Genomic DNA, 16,771 nt, shown 5'->3' on the forward strand with positions numbered 1-16,771 from the left:
AATAATCAATAGCTTAGCCCCTTTGCGCAAAAAATCTCGCGCTGCCAGTAGTAGTCAAACTACAGTTTTATGCTTGAAACGGTCTGGAATCGGCGATATTTCGCTGTTGCCAGAGCGCTGCCGTTCCCATAGCATCCGTGCCACACAATATTGACGTCCGTCGCGCCTGTCGGCCATCCCGCCAGGCGCCGGACCTTTTTCGGGGACATCGATGGCTACAGACCAAACCCAGGGGAACGGACCGCTACCGCGGCAGATCCCGTTCATCATCGTCAACGAGGCGGCGGAACGCTTCTCCTTCTACGGCATGCGCAACATCCTGACGCCGTTCCTGATCAGCACCCTGCTGCTGTTCGTGCCGCTGGAGGACCGCACCGGCGAGGCCAAGCACGTGTTCCACACGTTCGTCATCGGCGCCTACTTCACGCCCCTGCTGGGCGGCTTCCTGGCCGACCGCCTGTTCGGCAAGTACAAGACGATCCTCTGGCTCAGCCTTTTCTACGTGGCGGGCCACGCCTGCCTGGCGATCTTCGAGGACAACCTGAAGGGCTTCTATTTCGGCCTGTTCCTGATCGCGCTGGGCGCGGGCGGGATCAAGCCGCTGGTGTCGGCGTTCGTGGGCGACCAGTTCGACCAGACCAACAAGAAGCGCGCCAAGGTGGTGTACGACGCTTTCTATTGGTGCATCAACTTCGGCTCCTTCTTCGCGTCGCTCCTGATGCCGCTGCTGCTGAAGGATTACGGCCCCTCGGTCGCCTTCGGCGTGCCGGGCCTGTTGATGGCGTTTGCCGTGCTCGTGTTCTGGCTCGGCCGGAACAAGTACGTCAACGTGCCGCCGGCACCGCCCAACCCCGATTCGCTGACCCGCGTGGCGCGCACCGCCCTGCTGGCGAAACGCCCCGGCGAGGGCCGTCCCGGGCTGGTGGTGGCAGTCATCGGCGTGGCCGGCGCCATCGTCTCGCTGCTGATGTCGTATTCGTGGGGCTTCGTCATCGGCGCCTGCACGGCGCTGGTGCTGCTGCTGGCGTTCGGCGGCATCGGCACCGGCATGCAGCTCGAGCGCGCGCGCGGCCACCATCCGGACGAAGCGGTGGAAGGCGTGCGCGCCGTGCTGCGCATCCTGATCGTGTTCGCGCTGGTGACGCCGTTCTGGTCGCTGTTCGACCAGAAGGCCTCGACCTGGATCGTGCAGGCCAATTCGATGACGAGCCCCGTGCTGGACATCCTCGGCTGGCAGTTCCAGGTGCTGCCGGCGCAGATGCAGGCCTTGAATCCTCTGCTGGTCATGCTGCTGATCCCGTTCAACAACCTGGCGTTGTTCCCGCTGCTGCGGGCGATCGGCATCGAACCGACGGCATTGCGCCGCATGACGGCCGGTATCGCGTTTTCGGGCCTGGCCTGGCTGGTGATCGGCTGGATCCAGCTGTCGATGGACGGCGGCACGCCGATGTCGATCCTTTGGCAGCTGGCGCCATACGCGCTGCTGACCATGGGCGAGGTGCTGGTTTCCGCCACCGGCCTGGAATTCGCCTACAGCCAGGCGCCTGCGTCGATGAAGGGCGTCATCATGAGCTTCTGGACCCTGGCCGTCACCGTCGGCAACCTGTGGGTGCTGATCGTCAACGCCAGCGTCAAGAACGACTACGTGTTGGGGCACATCGGCGACACCGGCTTGTCCGTCATCGCATTCCAGATGTTCTTCTTTGCCGGCTTCGCGCTGTTGACGGCGCTGGTGTTCGGCCTGTACGCGCTGCGCTACAAGATGGTGGACAACTACCGCGGCGGCACTGCGCCGGCATAAGCTTACGCCCGAGTCCGTGTCTCGAATCGGTGACTGACCCCGAGGTGGGACACGGGCTCGGCCGTCGCGTGACGGTCGTACAAGGCTTCTCTTGGCATTGCGTCAAAAAATGGGCCCGGCCGTAAAATTTTTGTGAAATTCCTGCGGCGTCTGTGCAACAGAGAAACATTTTAGCCGGCGCATCTCTCCTATAATCATGCTTCGTGACGGCGCCCAATCCACGCGCCGCCGCGCAATGTCCGCCCTATCGCGGTTGTCCGCATGTCCCAGCCAGCCGTGCCTGCGCACGCTGAGCCATAACCACATACCACTATGAAAAACATGAAAGTCGGCACGCGGCTGGCCATCGGCTATGCGCTCGTGCTTTGCCTGATGATCGCCATCGTCGGCACCGGCCTGCTGAAGATGCGCGAGATGAACGAACGCACCCGCAGCATCACGGAAGTCAACAACGTCCAGATCGCGCTGATCGCATCGATGCAGGATACCGTCATGGACCGCATGGTCGCGCTGCGTAACCTGATCATGTTCACGACGCAGGAACAGATGCAGCCGGAAGTCAAGCGCATGGAAACCCAGGCCGCGCTGTACCAGGAAGCGTTCGGCAAGCTGCAGAAGACATTCGAGGACCCCGGCACGAAGCCCGAGGAAAAGGCCTTCGCGGCCAAGCTGCAGGAAGAGGCGGCCAAGGCCGCGCCGCTGATGGCCAAGTCGATCGAACTCGGTTTGGCCAACAAGGCCGAGGAAGGCACCGACTTCCTGATCAACCAGGTGCGGCCCGTGCAGCGCGAGTGGCTGGCCGTGCTGAACGACCTGATCGCCTTCGAGAACAAGCTCAATGCCGCCGCCGCCGCCGATGCACAGCAGGCGTACGACGGCGCCGTAACCCTGATGCTGGTCCTGAACGCCATTGCCCTCCTCGTCGGCATCGGCTCGGCCGTCATGATCACGCGCGGGCTGCTGCGCCAGTTGGGCGGCGAACCGGACGAGGCTGCCGCCATCGCCGCGCGCATCGCCGACGGCGACCTGACCGTGCACGTGCCTGTCAAGCCGGGCGACCAATCGAGCATGCTGTACGCGATGCGCAATATGCGCGACAAGCTGGCGGCCATCGTCACCGAAGTACGCACCGGCACCGACACGATCGCCACCGCGTCCGGCCAGATCTCGGCCGGCAATGCCGACCTGTCGTCGCGCACGGAAGAACAGGCCAGCTCGCTGGAGGAAACCGCGTCGTCGATGGAAGAACTCACGTCCACCGTGCGCCAGAACGCCGACAACGCCCAGCAAGCCAGCGCCATGGCCGCCGCCGCGTCGAGCGTGGCGGCGCAAGGCGGGCAGGTGGTGGCCCAGGTGGTCGACACGATGGGTGCGATCAACGAATCGGCGCGCAAGATCGTCGACATCATCACCGTCATCGATGGCATCGCCTTCCAGACCAATATCCTGGCGCTGAATGCGGCCGTCGAGGCGGCCCGTGCCGGCGAACAAGGCCGCGGCTTTGCCGTGGTGGCGGGCGAGGTGCGCAACCTGGCGCATCGCGCCGGCGCCGCCGCCAAGGAAATCAAGGGGCTGATCGACGACTCCGTGGAAAAGGTCGGCGTCGGCTCGCAGCTGGTCGGCCAGGCCGGCGCCACGATGGACGAGATCGTCGGCAGCGTGCAGCGCGTGACCGACATCATGAGCGAGATCTCGGCCGCCAGCCGCGAGCAGAGCAGCGGCATCGACCAGGTCAACCAGGCCATCGCCCAGATGGACCAGGTCACGCAGCAGAACGCCGCACTGGTGGAGGAAGCCAGCGCCGCGTCCGAATCGATGCAGGACCAGGCCGCCAAGCTGGCGCAACTGGTGGGCACGTTCACCGTGGCGCAGGCGGCCAGTGCGCCGGCCAAACGCCCGGCGGCGGCGCCACGCGTCGCGGCCGCCAAGCCGGCCAAGCAGCTGGCGCAGGCGTCGCGCCCAGCGGCGCCGACCGCCAAGCCTGCCAAGGCCGCGGCAGCGCCGCAACCTGCCCGCAAGGTCGCGGCGACGGCCGAGTCGGAGTGGGAAGAGTTCTAAGCCTGCCGGCGCGGCCGCCCGGTCGCGCCACCCTATTGCTCAAGTAGTAAAACTACACCGCTTCGATTACCATACGTGCCAACTCAACCAGGGGGCACGTATGGTCATTTGCAAGTCCACCGGGGCGGCACTCGCCGCCCTCATCCTTGTCGGCGCTTCGCCCGCCCACGCGGCGGCCGATCTCAGCACTTGTAATGAGGACGGCTTCCAGGCCGTGCTGTCGCCCGCCGCCGCCACGCTCGACGCGCGTGCGGCCTGGCTGGACCGCCGCACCCTGCTTTGGCCCGCCGCCCCCGAGGGCTTCTACCGCCTATACCACAGCGCCAGCGCCGCCATCGTCGCGCGACCGGGCGCGCCGGTGCGCGGCGCCGATGGTGCGCTGGCGCTGGCCGCCGGCCAGGCCGAGATTTCGCCCGCCTTCGCATGGCTGGGCAACGGTGCGGTGCTGGCGCTGGCGGCAGCGGACGAAGCACGCATGGCCGTGCTGCACCAGGGCCAGCTGGTGCTGGTGCGCGAAGACGCGCAGGGCAAGGTGCTGGACGCCACCACCGTGCAGGTGGCCGGCGCGCTGGACGACCTGTACGCCGGCGCGCAACAGGTGCCCGACCTGGGCGTCACGCCGACAGCGAAAAGCACCACGTTCAAGCTGTGGGCACCGACCGCGCGCAATGTCGCGGTCTGCACCTACGACAGCGGCGACGGCCCGGCGCGCGCCATCACGCCACTGCGCTTCGACGCCGCCACCGGCGTGTGGTCGGCCACCCTGCCCGCCAACCTGGACGGCAAGTACTACCGCTACGCCGTCGACGTGCATGCCAATGGCAGCGGCATCGTGCGCAACCTCGTGACCGATCCGTATGCGGTCAGCCTGACGACCGATTCGCGCCGCGCCTACATCGCCGACCTGGCGGCGCCCCGGCTGAAGCCGAAGGGTTGGGACAGTACGCCGGCGCCAGCCCGGGTCCAGGCGCAGACCGACATGTCGATCTACGAGCTGCACGTGCGCGACTTTTCCATCAACGACGCCAGCGTCAGCCAGGCCAATCGCGGCAAATACACCGCGTTCACGGAAACCGGCTCGCACGGCATGCGCCACCTGGCGGCGCTGGCCCGCGCCGGCCTGACGGACGTGCACCTGCTGCCCGTGTACGACATCGGCAGCGTGCCGGAACGCCACTGCGACGTGCCGGACACGGCGCGCCTGCGCGGCCTGCCGCCGGACAGCGACGTGCAGCAGCAGCTGGTCGGCCTGACGCGCCAGACCGACTGCTACAACTGGGGCTACGACCCGTATCACTACAGCGCGCCGGAAGGCAGCTACAGCACCAAGCCGGCCGACGGCGCCCGCCGCATCGTCGAGCTGCGCCAGATGGTGATGGCGCTGCACGACATCGGCCTCAGGGTCGGCATGGACGTGGTCTACAACCACACCTTCCTGGGCGGCCAGGCCGAGAAATCGGTACTGGACCGCATCGTTCCGGGCTACTACCACCGGCTGGACGCGCGCGGCGCGATCGAGCGCTCCACCTGCTGCGACAACACCGCGACGGAACACGGCATGATGGGCAAGCTGATGACGGACTCCGTGGCGCTGTGGGCGAAACACTACCGGATCGACTCGTTCCGTTTCGACCTGATGGGCCACCAGCCGCGCGCGGTGATGGAGGCGCTGCAGCGCCGCGTCGACGCGGCCGCCGGCCGTCATATCAACCTGATCGGCGAAGGCTGGAACTTCGGTGAAGTGGCCGACGGCAAGCGCTTCGTGCAGGCGTCGCAGCTGGCGCTGAACGGCAGCGGCATCGGCACGTTCAGCGACCGTGGCCGCGACGCGGTGCGCGGCGGCGGCGCGGGCGATGCGGGGCGCGACATGCTGGCACGCCAGGGTTACGTCAACGGCCTGTTCTACGATCCGAACGGCAGCGCCGCCCAGACGAAAGAGGAGCTGTTGAAGGCGGCCGACCTGGTGCGGGTGGGCCTGGCCGGCAGCGTGCGCACGTATCCGCTGACGACTTACGACGGCAGCGTGCGCAAGCTGGCGGACCTGGATTACGCCGGCCAGCCGGCCGGCTATGCCAGCGCGCCGGGCGAGACCGTCAACTACGTCGAGAACCACGACAACCAGACGCTGTACGACCTGAATGCGTTCCGCCTGCCGCTGGCGACCGGCAGCGCGGACCGTGCCCGCGTGCAGATGCTGGCGGCCGCGATCAACACCTTCAGCCAGGGCGTGGCCTACTTCCATGCCGGCTTCGACATCCTGCGCTCGAAATCGCTGGACCGCAACAGCTTCGAATCGGGCGACTGGTTCAACCGGCTGGACTGGACCTACCGCGACAACTACTTCGGCACCGGCCTGCCGCCGGCGGCCGACAACGGCAAGGACTACGCGCTGATGCGCCCCGTGCTGGCCAACCCGGCGCTGAAAGCCACCCCGGCCGACATCGCGTTCGCGCGCGACACGTTCCGCGACCTGCTGGCGATCCGCGCCAGCAGCACGCTGTTCCGGCTGCGCACGGCGGACGAGATCGGACAGCGGCTGCGCTTCTACAATACCGGACCCCAGCAGGTGCCGACGGTCATCGTGGGCCGGCTGGATGGTGCGGGTTACGCGGGGGCGGCTTATCGCTCGATCGCCTACCTGATCAATGTCGACAAGGTGGCGCAGCGGATCGCGGTGCCGGAAGAAGCGGAGCGCGGATACCGGTTGCATCCGGTGCAGGACCGGGTCGAGGCGGGCGACCAGCGCGTGCGCGAAGCGAAGTATGACAAGGCGACGGGGACATTTACCGTGCCGGCGCGGACGGCGGTGGTGTTCGTGGAGTAGTCGGGAACCCAAGGTGTCAGGCTCTCATCTGCGGGTCTCCGACCCGCGGATGCGTTACGGGGGTCTGTCCCTTCGGGACTGACCCCGAAGTTTTGCCCGATGCCCACCAACTTCGGGGTCAATCCCTTGCAGGGACAGCCCCCCGGTACTCGCTCGGTTCTAGCGGGCCGCTTCCAGCAGCACCACACCCGCCTTGCCAGCGGTGCGCACCGCGCCCTGGCGCACGGTGTACGTCGCGCCCGAGTAGGCATCCTTCACCTTCGCCCCATCGGCAAACACGCCGCCGACCTTGATTGCGACCGGCCGCCCGACCGGCACGTCCAGCGCCACCACGACCTTGTCCGCGCCATGCGTGCGCGCGAACGTGTAGGGCTGGTCGGCCAGCTTGCGGTGTTCGCCCGCGCCGATCGCCGGGTGGGCGCGGCGGAACAGTCCCAGCTTGCTCCAGTGCGCGCGCACGTCGGCGATGCGGTAGCCGTCGCGTGCGGTGTTGTTGGCCAGCTCCTCCCAGTTCATGAACGAACGCAGCTTGGCGTCGCCGGTCGCCTCGGCGATATCGAGCCGGCGCGCCGTCTCGTCGCCGTAGTAGATCTGCGCCGCGCCCGGTGCCAGCAGCAGCTTGTTGGCCGTCTCGAACGGCTTCTTGCGCGACGGGTCGAACGGGTTGCCGTCGTCGTGCGAATCCATGTAGTTCAGCACGACCTGCCCCTTCAGCGGGCCATGCAGGGCCTGGGCGTACTTGCTGAAGATGCTGTCATAGCCGCCCTTCGCGTCGCCCGGCAGCGCGAAGTTGATCAGGCCGTCGAAGCCGTTGGCATAGAAGTCCACCTTCGCATTGTCTCCCGCATCGCCCATGTCGAACTGGCGGCCCGAGCCGATGCCGTAGCCATACACCTCGGCCAGCGTGAAGAACTTCTCGCCCAGCGCCTTGCCGGGATTGGCCTTGCGGTAGTCCTGGTAGGCCGCATCGGCCACGCTGCGCAGCTCCTTCCACACGCCCGGTTCCGTGTGCTTGACGGTATCGCCGCGGAAGCCGTCGATGCCGTACTTGCGCACCCAGTCCGCATGCCACTTCATCAGGTAGTAGCGCGGCGCGCGCGGGTAGCCGGTGCGGGCGAAGAACTCGTCCAGCTCCTTTACCTCGCGCTCGTAGCGTCCTTCCTTCTTCCACTTTTCCACCAGCGCCGGCGGCAGCGCCACGTTGGCGTCGCTGTCGGTGCGCACGTCCGGCAGGTTCGGCACCAGCGCGCACGGCACCGTGGTCGGCGTGTCCTTGTACTTGCAGACCGGGTCGAGCCGTACCCAGTCGGCCGGCCATACCGGGTCCTGCTCCGTGACCGGGCCGATATGGTTCATCACCACGTCGAACAGCACGCGGATGCCGCGCGCGTGGGCCGCCTGTACGAAGTCGGCGAAGTCCTGCTCCGTGCCCAGGTTGGCGTCGATGGCCGTGAAGTCGCGCCCCCAGTAGCCGTGGAAGCCGTACGACTTGCCGGTGCCCTCGTCGGTGCCGGCATGGATCTGCTCCACCGGTGGCGTCAGCCAGATCGCATCCACGCCCAGGCTGTCGAAGTAGCCTTCCTTGACCTTGGCCGTCAGGCCCTTCAGGTCGCCGCCCAGGTAGCCGCGCAGCGGCGCGGCGTCGGCCTTGCGGCCGTACGCCAGGTCGTTCGACCGGTCGCCATTGCTGAAGCGGTCCGTGACGACGAAATACACGGTCGCGTTCTCCCAGGTGAACGGCCGGGGCGCCGCCTGGACAGCGGCGCTTGCCGCCAGCAGCGCGGCCAATGCGAGGGAGCGGAGTTTATGGCGACCAGTATTCATGCGACCTTTCCTTTGGGGTTGTACAGCAGGGTTATACGTCAGGTGATCACGGTCGGGTTGCTCCGTCCCGTGTTGTGGGCAATGCTCGCCACGCTGTCGGCGATGGCGATCAGCGGCGCGAGCGCCTGCTGGGTGGGAATGTTGTGCAGTGCCGGGTCGGCTTCGTAGCGCTCCAGGTAGATGCGCAAGGTGGCGCCTTCCGTGCCGGTGCCGGACAGGCGATAGACGATGCGCGAGCCGTCCGTCATGACGATGCGGATGCCCTGCTGCGTCGACTGCGAGCCGTCCACCGGGTCGGTGTACGAGAAATCGTCGGCGAAATCGACCGTGTAATGGTTCATCTGCTGGCCGGGCAGGTTGGTCAGCTTGATGCGCAGGTCGTCCATCAGCACCTGCGCCGCGTGGCTCTCGATGGCCTCGTAGTCGTGCCGCGAATAGTAGTTGCGGCCGAAGCGGGCCCAGTGCTCGGTAACGATCTGCTGCACGCTCTTGCCCGTGACGGCCAGCAGGTTGAGCCAGAACAGCACGGCCCACACCCCGTCCTTCTCGCGGATGTGGTTGGAGCCGGTGCCGTAGCTCTCCTCGCCGCACAGCGTCGCCAGGCCAGCGTCCAGCAGGTTGCCGAAGTACTTCCAGCCGGTCGGCGTTTCGTACAGCTTGACGCCCAGCGCCTCGGCCACGCGGTCGGCCGCGCGCGAAGTCGGCATCGAGCGCGCGATGCCGGCGATGCCGCCGCGGTAGCCTGGCGCCACCTGGGCGTTGGCGGCCAGGATGGCCAGGCTGTCCGACGGCGTGACGGCGAAGTTGCGGCCCACGATCATGTTGCGGTCGGCGTCGCCGTCCGAGGCGGCGCCGAAGTCCGGCGCGTCGGGACCGGCCATCAGTTCGATCAGCTGGGCCGCGTTGACGGGATTCGGGTCCGGATGGTGGCCGCCGAAGTCCTCCAGCGGCACGGCGTTGATGACGGTGCCGGCCGGCGCGCCCAGGCGCCCTTCCAGGATCGCCTGCGCATATGGCCCGGAGATCGCGCTCATCGCGTCGAAGCACATGCGAAAGCCACCGGTGAACAGCTTGCGGATCGCGTCGAAGTCGAACAGGCCTTCCAGCATGTCCGCGTAATCCTCGACCGGGTCGATGACTTCGACCTGCATCTGCTCCATGTAGCCACGGCCGATGTGGTCGATGTCCACGTCCGGATCGTCGCTGACGCGGTACTGCGTGATCGTGGTGGTGCGCTGGTAGATCGCCTCGGTCACGCCCTCCGGCGCCGGGCCGCCGTTGCCGATGTTGTACTTGATGCCGAAGTCGCCGTCCGGGCCACCCGGGTTGTGGCTGGCCGACAGGATGATGCCGCCCAGCGCCTCGTGCTTGCGGATGACGCAGGACACGGCCGGGGTGGACAGCAGGCCGCCACGGCCGACCAGCACGCGCGCCACGCCGTTGGCGGCCGCCATGCGCAGGATCGTGTGCACGGCCGCGCGGTTGTGGAAGCGGCCGTCGCCGCCCAGCACGAGCGTCTTGCCGGACAGGTCGCCCAGCGTGTCGAACACGCTCTGGACGAAGTTCTCGAGATAGTGCTGCTGGCGGAAGACCGCCACTTTCTTGCGCAGGCCGGAAGTTCCCGGCTTCTGGCCGGGAATCGGTTGGGTGGGGACCGTCAGGATTGCCATGTTCTTGCTCCGCTGTGGGCTACTGGTTGAAAGTTGCCAGTATATTAATGCGAACGGGCGCGCCGTGGCGCGCGCAAGAGCGGCCGGGAGACCTCGTCAGGCCGCGGCCTTGGCGTCGTCGCGCACCCACAGGGTCAGGATGCCGGCCAGCGCCATCGAGGCGCCGCCCAGCGCGAGCGTATTGCCGGTATGGCCGCCGAAGAAGTGGGTGGTCACGAAGCCCAGCAGCAGGCCGCTGACGATCTGCGGAATCACGACGAAGAAATTGAACACGCCCATGTAGTAGCCCATGCGGCTGGCCGGCAGCGCGCCGGCCAGGATCGCGTACGGCATCGTCAGGATGCTGGCCCAGGCGATGCCGATGCCGATCATCGGCACCACCAGCATCTGTTTGTCGTGGATGGTAAACACGCTGGCCAGGCTGATGCCGCCGATGATCAGGCACAGCATGTGCACCGCCTTGCGGCTGGTCAGGCGCGCCAGCACCGGCAGGATGAACGCGGCCAGGGCCGAGACCCCCGAGTACACGGCGAACATGATGCCGACGTAGTTGCCGGCATCCTGGTACACGGCCGACTGCGCGTCGGTAGTGCCGAACACGTTTTCCGCCACGGCCGAGGTGGTGTAAATCCACATCGCGAACAGGCCGATCCAGGTGAAGAACTGGACGAAGGCCAGCTGCACCATCGTCTTGGGCATGTGGAAGAAGCCGTCCAGGATCTCGCCGATGGCGTGGGCGAAGCCCTTGCCGCGCTGCTGGCGGAAGGCCGCCAGGTCCTCGGGCGGACGCTCGTCGCTGGTAAACATCGTATACAGCACGGCCAGCATGAAGACCGAGCCGCCGGCATAGAACGCGTAACGCACCGTATCGGGCACGCCGCCGTTGACAGGCGTGTTGCTGACGCCCAGGTAGTCGGCGAAGATCGTCGGCAGCAGCGAGGCGATGACGGCGCCGCAGCCGATGAAGAAGGTCTGCATCGCGAAGCCGGCGGTCTGCTGCGAGGCATCGAGCTTGTCGCCGACGAAGGCGCGGAACGGCTCCATGGAGACGTTGATGCCGGCGTCCATCATCCACAGCACGGCCACGGCCATCCACAGCATGTGCGAGTTCGGCATCAGGAACAGCGCGACCGACGCCAGCAACGCGCCCAGGAAGAAGAACGGGCGGCGGCGGCCCCAGGTCGGATGCCAGGTATTGTCGGACAGGTAGCCGATGACGGGTTGCACCAGCAGGCCCGTGACCGGAGCGGCAAGCCAGAACAGCGCGAGTTCATCGGGATTGGCGCCCAGCGTGGAGAAGATCCGGCTGGTATTGGCGTTCTGCAGCGCGAAGCCGAACTGGATGCCGAAAAAGCCGAAGCTCATGTTCCACAGCTGCCAGAACGACAGCCGGGGCTTGGGGGTGGAAGGGTGCATCTGCCTGTCTCCGTATTATGGCTAGGCGGGGCCGGGGCGCCGACTTAATTTGTAGCAAAATAACATGACAATTTTGGTGTGTCAATCGACGTTGCTAGGCGATTTGGCCGCTTATGTAGTCAAACAACAATACAACCGAGGGTACAGGCACCTATCTGCAGGTCGTGGACCGGCAGATGGGTGCCTGTACCCGGCGTGTCAGAGTGTGACGAGGATTTCAGCCGCCAGCGCCGCGCGGGCCGGCAAAGCCGCCGTCAGCACCTGCGCCTTGGCGTCCCAGCGGAACGTCAGCGGCTTGCCGTCCAGCGTCATGGCGCGCGGCTTCTTCGTCACGTGATGGATGTGCAGCGTGTAGGCACGCGGCGTGGGCTGGTAGTGCTTGCCCACTTCGGTCGCGATGCCGATGCGCAGCTGGCCGTTCGCTGCCGCGCTGCTGAAGCGTGCCAGCTCGTAGCGCCCCTGCTCGAAGGCCTCGGCGGTCTTGCCATCGTCGTCGTACAGCTTGCCGCTGGACGCGCGTACCGTGTCGTCGTGCCAGTAATGCAGGTCGATCCGTTTCGTCGTGTAGTCCTTGGTGGACTGCACGACCGGCGCCAGCGGCACGAACGCGCCGGCACGCACGTAGACCGGAATGTGCTCGGGCACCACGCCGACCGTCTCCAGGATGCCGCCGCGATGGCGCTCGCCCGTGTGGAAATCGAACCAGGCGCTGTCCTTGCCGGGGAAGTAGACGTCCTTGCGCACCGCGCCCGGTTCCGTGACGGGCGCCACCAGGAAGCTGTCGCCCCACTGGTAGGTCGCGGCGATGGTGCCGGTGTCGATGGTGGACGCGCTGCCGTCGTCCGCGAACAGCACGGGGCGCATCAGCGGCATGCCGGTCTGGTTGTTGTCGAACGCGGTCGTGTAGTTATAGGGCAGCATGCGGTAGCGCAGGCGCACCGCCTCGGCCGCCAGCGCCTTGGCGCGCGCGGCGCGGAATACCGGCTCGGCCGGCACCGCTTCCTGCGCGTGCGGCCGGAACACGGGCTGGAACACGCCGTACTGCAGCCAGCGCACGTACAACTCGTCGTCCAGCACGGGACCGGCGAAGCCGCCCAGGTCCGAGTGCATATAACCCAGGCCCTGCATGCCCATCTGCAGCGCGATCTCGGTTTGCGACTGCAGTCCGCCCCAGCTGCGGCCCACGTCGCCGGACCACGGGATCATGCCGAAGCGCTGCGATCCGGAGTAGCCGGCACGCATCAGGATGAACGGGCGCTGGCCCGGGAAGTCCTTCTTGTAGCCTTCCGCGATGAGGCGCGCCCACTCGTGGCCGTAGACATTGTGGACAGCCGCCGCGCTGCCGCCGGCATGGCGCAGCGCGTCCGGATGCACTTCCGGCTCGCCCAGGTCGCCCCACCAGCCGCCCACGCCCTCCTCCTTCAGGCCCTTGTAGATGCGCCAGAACCAGTCGCGCCCCGCGCCGCTGGTCAGGTCCACCAGGCCCGTGTTCCCGAAATAGAAGTCGTACGTGAACGGTTTGCCATCCGCCGTGGTCGCCAGCGCGCCGCTTTGCACCGCATCCTGCCAGCGGCTGGAGGTGGTCAGCACGAACGGCTCCGTGATCAGGATCGTCTGCACCCCCTGGGCGTCGAAGTCCTGCATCATCTTCTTCGGCTGCGGGAAGCTGTCGCGATCCCAGGCCAGGTTGCCCATCGTGCCTTGCACGGTCTTGCCGAACCAGTACAGGTCCAGCACGATCGCATCCAGCGGGATCTTCTCGGCGGCGAAGCGCGCGACCGTGGCGCGCGCCTCGGCCTCGCTGCGGTAGCCGAAGCGGCTGGCGAAATTGCCGAAGGCCCAGCGCGGCGGCAGCGGCTGGCGGCCCGTCAGGCTGGTGTAGTTCGCCATCACGTCGTTCCACGCGTCGCCCGCGATCACCTGGTAGGTCTTGCGCCCGCCCGTCGTCTCGTAGCTCAGGGTGCCATCCTTGCGGCTGTCGAAATCGAGCCAGCCGGTGTAGGGATTATCGAAGTGCAGCGCATAGCGTTTCGAGGACAGCGCCACCGGCAACGTGAAGTTCAGCAACTGCGAGCGGCTGCCGTAGCCGTAGTCGGCCTTGTTATACAGCTGGAAGCGGTGGCCGCGGCGGTTCATGCCGACCGCGCGGGCCCCGGCGCCGTACAGTGCCTCGCCGTCGGCCAGCGCGAATTCGATGGCTTCCAGCTTGTCCTTGCCGGCCTGCTTCAGGTAGCCGGCCTTCTCCGCCACCAGCGGCTGGCCCTTGTACGTGTAGCTGATGCGGAACGGGCGCTTGTCGACATTGACGGCGATGCCCGGCGTGGCGAATTCGATGCGCGCCGGCGTGTCCTTGACCGTCGTCGGCACGGCCGCCGGCGCCAGCACAACCGCGTGCGAGCGAGGGTCGGCCTGCTCGCCGTTCGGGATGAACATCGTCTCGACGATGGCGGCGGAGTAAGGCTTGATCAGGTAGCGGCCATCGCTGGTGACGATTTCCAGCGTGTTGCCATGGCTGGCGAAGCGTTGGAATTGACGCTCGGCGTTCTGCGCCCAGGCACCTGGCGCGGCCAGCGTGACGAACAGCGCGACGGGAAGGATTTTCGCGGTCATGTTGGGTATGTAGTTTAAGTACAGACCATTAGCATGACAGAAAGTGGCGCCGGAATACAGTGGCGCATGCGTTATATTAGCGCTCGGCCCACCAGGCCACAGCAAACCACAAGGGAGATCTCGAAAGTGCAGACCAAGACGAAGTACCAGCCGCTGGCACTGGCCGTGCTGCTCGCGCTGACCGCGGGCGCAGCGCAGGCGCAGGCAAAACCGAAGGCGACCGGCAAACCCACCGTCGCCGAAGCCCGGCGCTTCCTGGCGGAGACGGAACAGAAGTTCGACAAGCTCAATCTGGAAGGTGCCCGCGCCGAATGGGTGGGCTCCAATTTCATCACGGACGACACGGAAGCCATCGCGGCCTACTTCGGCGAACTGCAGCTGGACGCCACCGGCCAGGCCGCCCTGCAGGCGCGCCGCTACAACGGCCTGAAACTGAACGAGGACGAGGCGCGCAAGCTGAAACTGCTGCAGCTGACGCTGATGCTGTCCGATCCGAAGGAGCGTGCCCAGTATGCCGCCGCGCGCGCGGCGCTGAACGGCGCCTACGGCAAGGCCAAGTACTGCCCGCCGCAGGGCAGCCCGCTCGCCGCGCCCGGCAAGGACTGCCTGGCGCTGGGCGAGCTGGAAAAAGTCCTGGCCAACAGCCGCGAGCCGGCCAAGCTATTGGAAGCGTGGTCGGGCTGGCACAGCCAGGCACCATCGTACAAGCAGCGCTATGTGGACTTCGTCGCATTGTCCAACAAGGGTGCGCGCGAGATGGGCTTCGCCGACACCGGCGCGCTGTGGCGCTCGCAGTACGACATGGCGCCCGACGCCTTCGCCGCCGAAATGGAACGCCTGTGGCAGCAAGTGAAACCGTTGTACGACTCGCTGCACACCTACACCCGCTACAAGCTGCGCGCCGCCTACGGCCCGGACGTGGTGCCGGCCACCGGCCCGATCCCGGCCCACCTGTTCGGCAATATGTGGAGCCAGACCTGGGACAATATCTACCCGCTGCTGAAACCCGCCGGCGACACGGTCGGCTTCGACCTGACCAAGGTACTGGAAGAGCGCAAGACCACGGCCAAGGAAATGACGCAGTATGCCGAAGGCTTCTACACGTCGCTGGGCATGCAGAAGCTGCCTGCGTCGTTCTGGGAACGCTCGCTGCTGACCAAGCCGCGCGACCGCGACGTGGTGTGCCACGCGTCGGCCTGGCCGATCGACGGCAAGGACGACGTGCGCATCAAGATGTGCATCACGCCGACGGCGGAAGACTTCACCGTGATCCACCATGAGCTGGGCCACATCTATTACTTCCTCGAGTACAAGGACCAGCCGGTGCTGTTCCGCCAGGGCGCCAACGACGGCTTCCACGAGGCGATCGGCGATACGGTGGCGCTGTCCATCACGCCGGGCTACCTGAAGAAGATCGGCCTGATGAACCAGGAGCCGGACCCGAAGGGCGACATTCCCGAGCTGCTCAAGCGCGCGCTGTCGAAAGTGGCAATCCTGCCGTTCGCTTACTCCGTCGACAAGTGGCGCTGGGACGTCTACGGCGGCAAGACCAAGCCGGCCGACTACGACAAGAGCTGGTGGCAGCTGCGCGAGCAGTACATGGGCGTGAAGCGGCCGGCACCGATGCTGGCGGACGGCTTCGACGCCGGCGCCAAGTACCACGTGGCCGCCGACGTGCCGTACGCGCGCTACTTCCTGGCCGACCTGCTGCAATTCCAGTTCCACCGCGCGCTGTGCCGCGAGGCCGGCTACACGGGCCCGCTGCACCAGTGCTCCATCTACGGCAACGAAAAGGCCGGCAAGAAGCTGCGCGCCATGCTGCAGATGGGCACCAGCAAGCCGTGGCCGGAAGAGCTGAAGGCGATCAGCGGCGAGGACCGCATCGACGGCAACGCGCTGCTGGAGTACTTCGCGCCGCTGAAGACCTGGCTGGACGAGCAGAATCGCTTGCTGGCCGCGCAGCAGAAGTAATCACGCCACTGCCCCTGCCCGCCGCAAACGTCTTTGCACCCAAAGGCAAGTGCCGGGGTCAGACCCGACGGGTCTGACCCCGGTCTTCGGTCTTGGGGTGGGTGGCGTTCAAACCCTAGGAGACAGGTGCCTGTCCCTGCGGCTTCACGCGTCGGCGCGGGTCAGTCGCACCGTATGCTCCTGCTCCCGCCCGTCCGCGTTCCAGCGCTGCGTGGCTTCCAGGGTGGCCTCGTCCACCAGCCGCCAGATGAACGTGCTGGGCGCGTTGACCGGCGTGAAGGTGGCGCCGTCCGGATGAATCTCGGCGGCCCGCCACGTCTGCTCGCCCCAGCGCGAGTAAATCTCCCCATCCTCCAGCGTGATCCGCGCGCCCGCCGTGGCTTCGGCCGTTTGCGCGCCTTCGCGCCGGTGCGACTGCAGCACATGCGGTTCGGGGCGCTGATACTCCTCGGTAAACTCCTTGCCGTCCGGGTTCGTCCCCTTCCAGCGGCCCTGCAGGAACTGCAGCTTGGCGAAATCGTCGATGCTGAACATGGTCGGTGCTCCTTGCTGTGATCGGAAAGCGACTGTACCTCGCCAGGCCAGGCCCCGGCGCGA

9 protein-coding genes are annotated in these 16,771 nt (G+C 66.7%); 4 read left to right on the forward strand and 5 right to left on the reverse strand.

The genetic code is table 11. The annotated features are described in order from the left end of the window. The first annotated feature begins 211 nt into the window (after nucleotides 1-211). The 3 genes from E7V67_021470 (at nucleotide 212) to pulA (ending at nucleotide 6,683) form a co-directional block, all read left to right on the forward strand. Nucleotides 212-1,801 carry an oligopeptide:H+ symporter gene (locus E7V67_021470; protein WUR12247.1) on the forward strand — a complete coding sequence of 530 codons (1,590 nt, stop codon included), beginning with the start codon at nucleotides 212-214 and terminating at the stop codon, nucleotides 1,799-1,801. A gap of 312 nt (nucleotides 1,802-2,113) precedes the next feature. Beyond that, nucleotides 2,114-3,859 (forward strand): methyl-accepting chemotaxis protein, encoded by a 1,746-nt coding sequence (locus E7V67_021475; protein WUR12248.1) that lies wholly within the window; start codon nucleotides 2,114-2,116, stop codon nucleotides 3,857-3,859. 100 nt (nucleotides 3,860-3,959) lie between these two features. Beyond that, nucleotides 3,960-6,683, forward strand: coding sequence for a pullulanase-type alpha-1,6-glucosidase (gene pulA / locus E7V67_021480; GenBank protein WUR12249.1), 2,724 nt, complete (start codon nucleotides 3,960-3,962; stop codon nucleotides 6,681-6,683). A gap of 159 nt (nucleotides 6,684-6,842) precedes the next feature. Here pulA and E7V67_021485 read toward each other — a convergent pair whose 3' ends face one another. From E7V67_021485 to E7V67_021500, 4 genes are all read right to left on the reverse strand, one after another. After that, the gene (locus tag E7V67_021485; GenBank protein ID WUR12250.1) at nucleotides 6,843-8,507 is read right to left on the reverse strand and encodes an alpha-amylase family glycosyl hydrolase; all 1,665 of its coding nucleotides are present in this window, start codon (nucleotides 8,505-8,507) and stop codon (nucleotides 6,843-6,845) included. A 38-nt stretch (nucleotides 8,508-8,545) separates the two neighbouring features. Continuing rightward, entirely contained in the window at nucleotides 8,546-10,177 is a 1,632-nt protein-coding gene (locus tag E7V67_021490) for an alpha-D-glucose phosphate-specific phosphoglucomutase (protein WUR12251.1), read from the reverse strand. A 96-nt stretch (nucleotides 10,178-10,273) separates the two neighbouring features. Beyond that, nucleotides 10,274-11,593 carry an MFS transporter gene (locus E7V67_021495; GenBank protein WUR12252.1) on the reverse strand — a complete coding sequence of 440 codons (1,320 nt, stop codon included), beginning with the start codon at nucleotides 11,591-11,593 and terminating at the stop codon, nucleotides 10,274-10,276. Nucleotides 11,594-11,791: 198 nt separating this feature from the next. Continuing rightward, nucleotides 11,792-14,203, reverse strand: a complete 2,412-nt coding sequence (locus tag E7V67_021500) for a glycoside hydrolase family 31 protein (protein ID WUR12253.1) — start codon at nucleotides 14,201-14,203, stop codon at nucleotides 11,792-11,794. 126 nt (nucleotides 14,204-14,329) lie between these two features. Here E7V67_021500 and E7V67_021505 point away from each other — a divergent pair, with 126 nt between their 5' ends. After that, entirely contained in the window at nucleotides 14,330-16,174 is a 1,845-nt protein-coding gene (locus E7V67_021505) for a M2 family metallopeptidase (GenBank protein ID WUR12254.1), read from the forward strand. A 144-nt stretch (nucleotides 16,175-16,318) separates the two neighbouring features. On the opposite strand, the gene E7V67_021510 is transcribed toward E7V67_021505, so the two are convergent. Next, nucleotides 16,319-16,708 carry a hypothetical protein gene (locus E7V67_021510; protein WUR12255.1) on the reverse strand — a complete coding sequence of 130 codons (390 nt, stop codon included), beginning with the start codon at nucleotides 16,706-16,708 and terminating at the stop codon, nucleotides 16,319-16,321. Nucleotides 16,709-16,771 lie beyond the last annotated feature (63 nt).

This window comes from [Empedobacter] haloabium (assembly GCA_008011715.2).
Lineage (GTDB): Bacteria > Pseudomonadota > Gammaproteobacteria > Burkholderiales > Burkholderiaceae_D > Rugamonas > Rugamonas haloabia.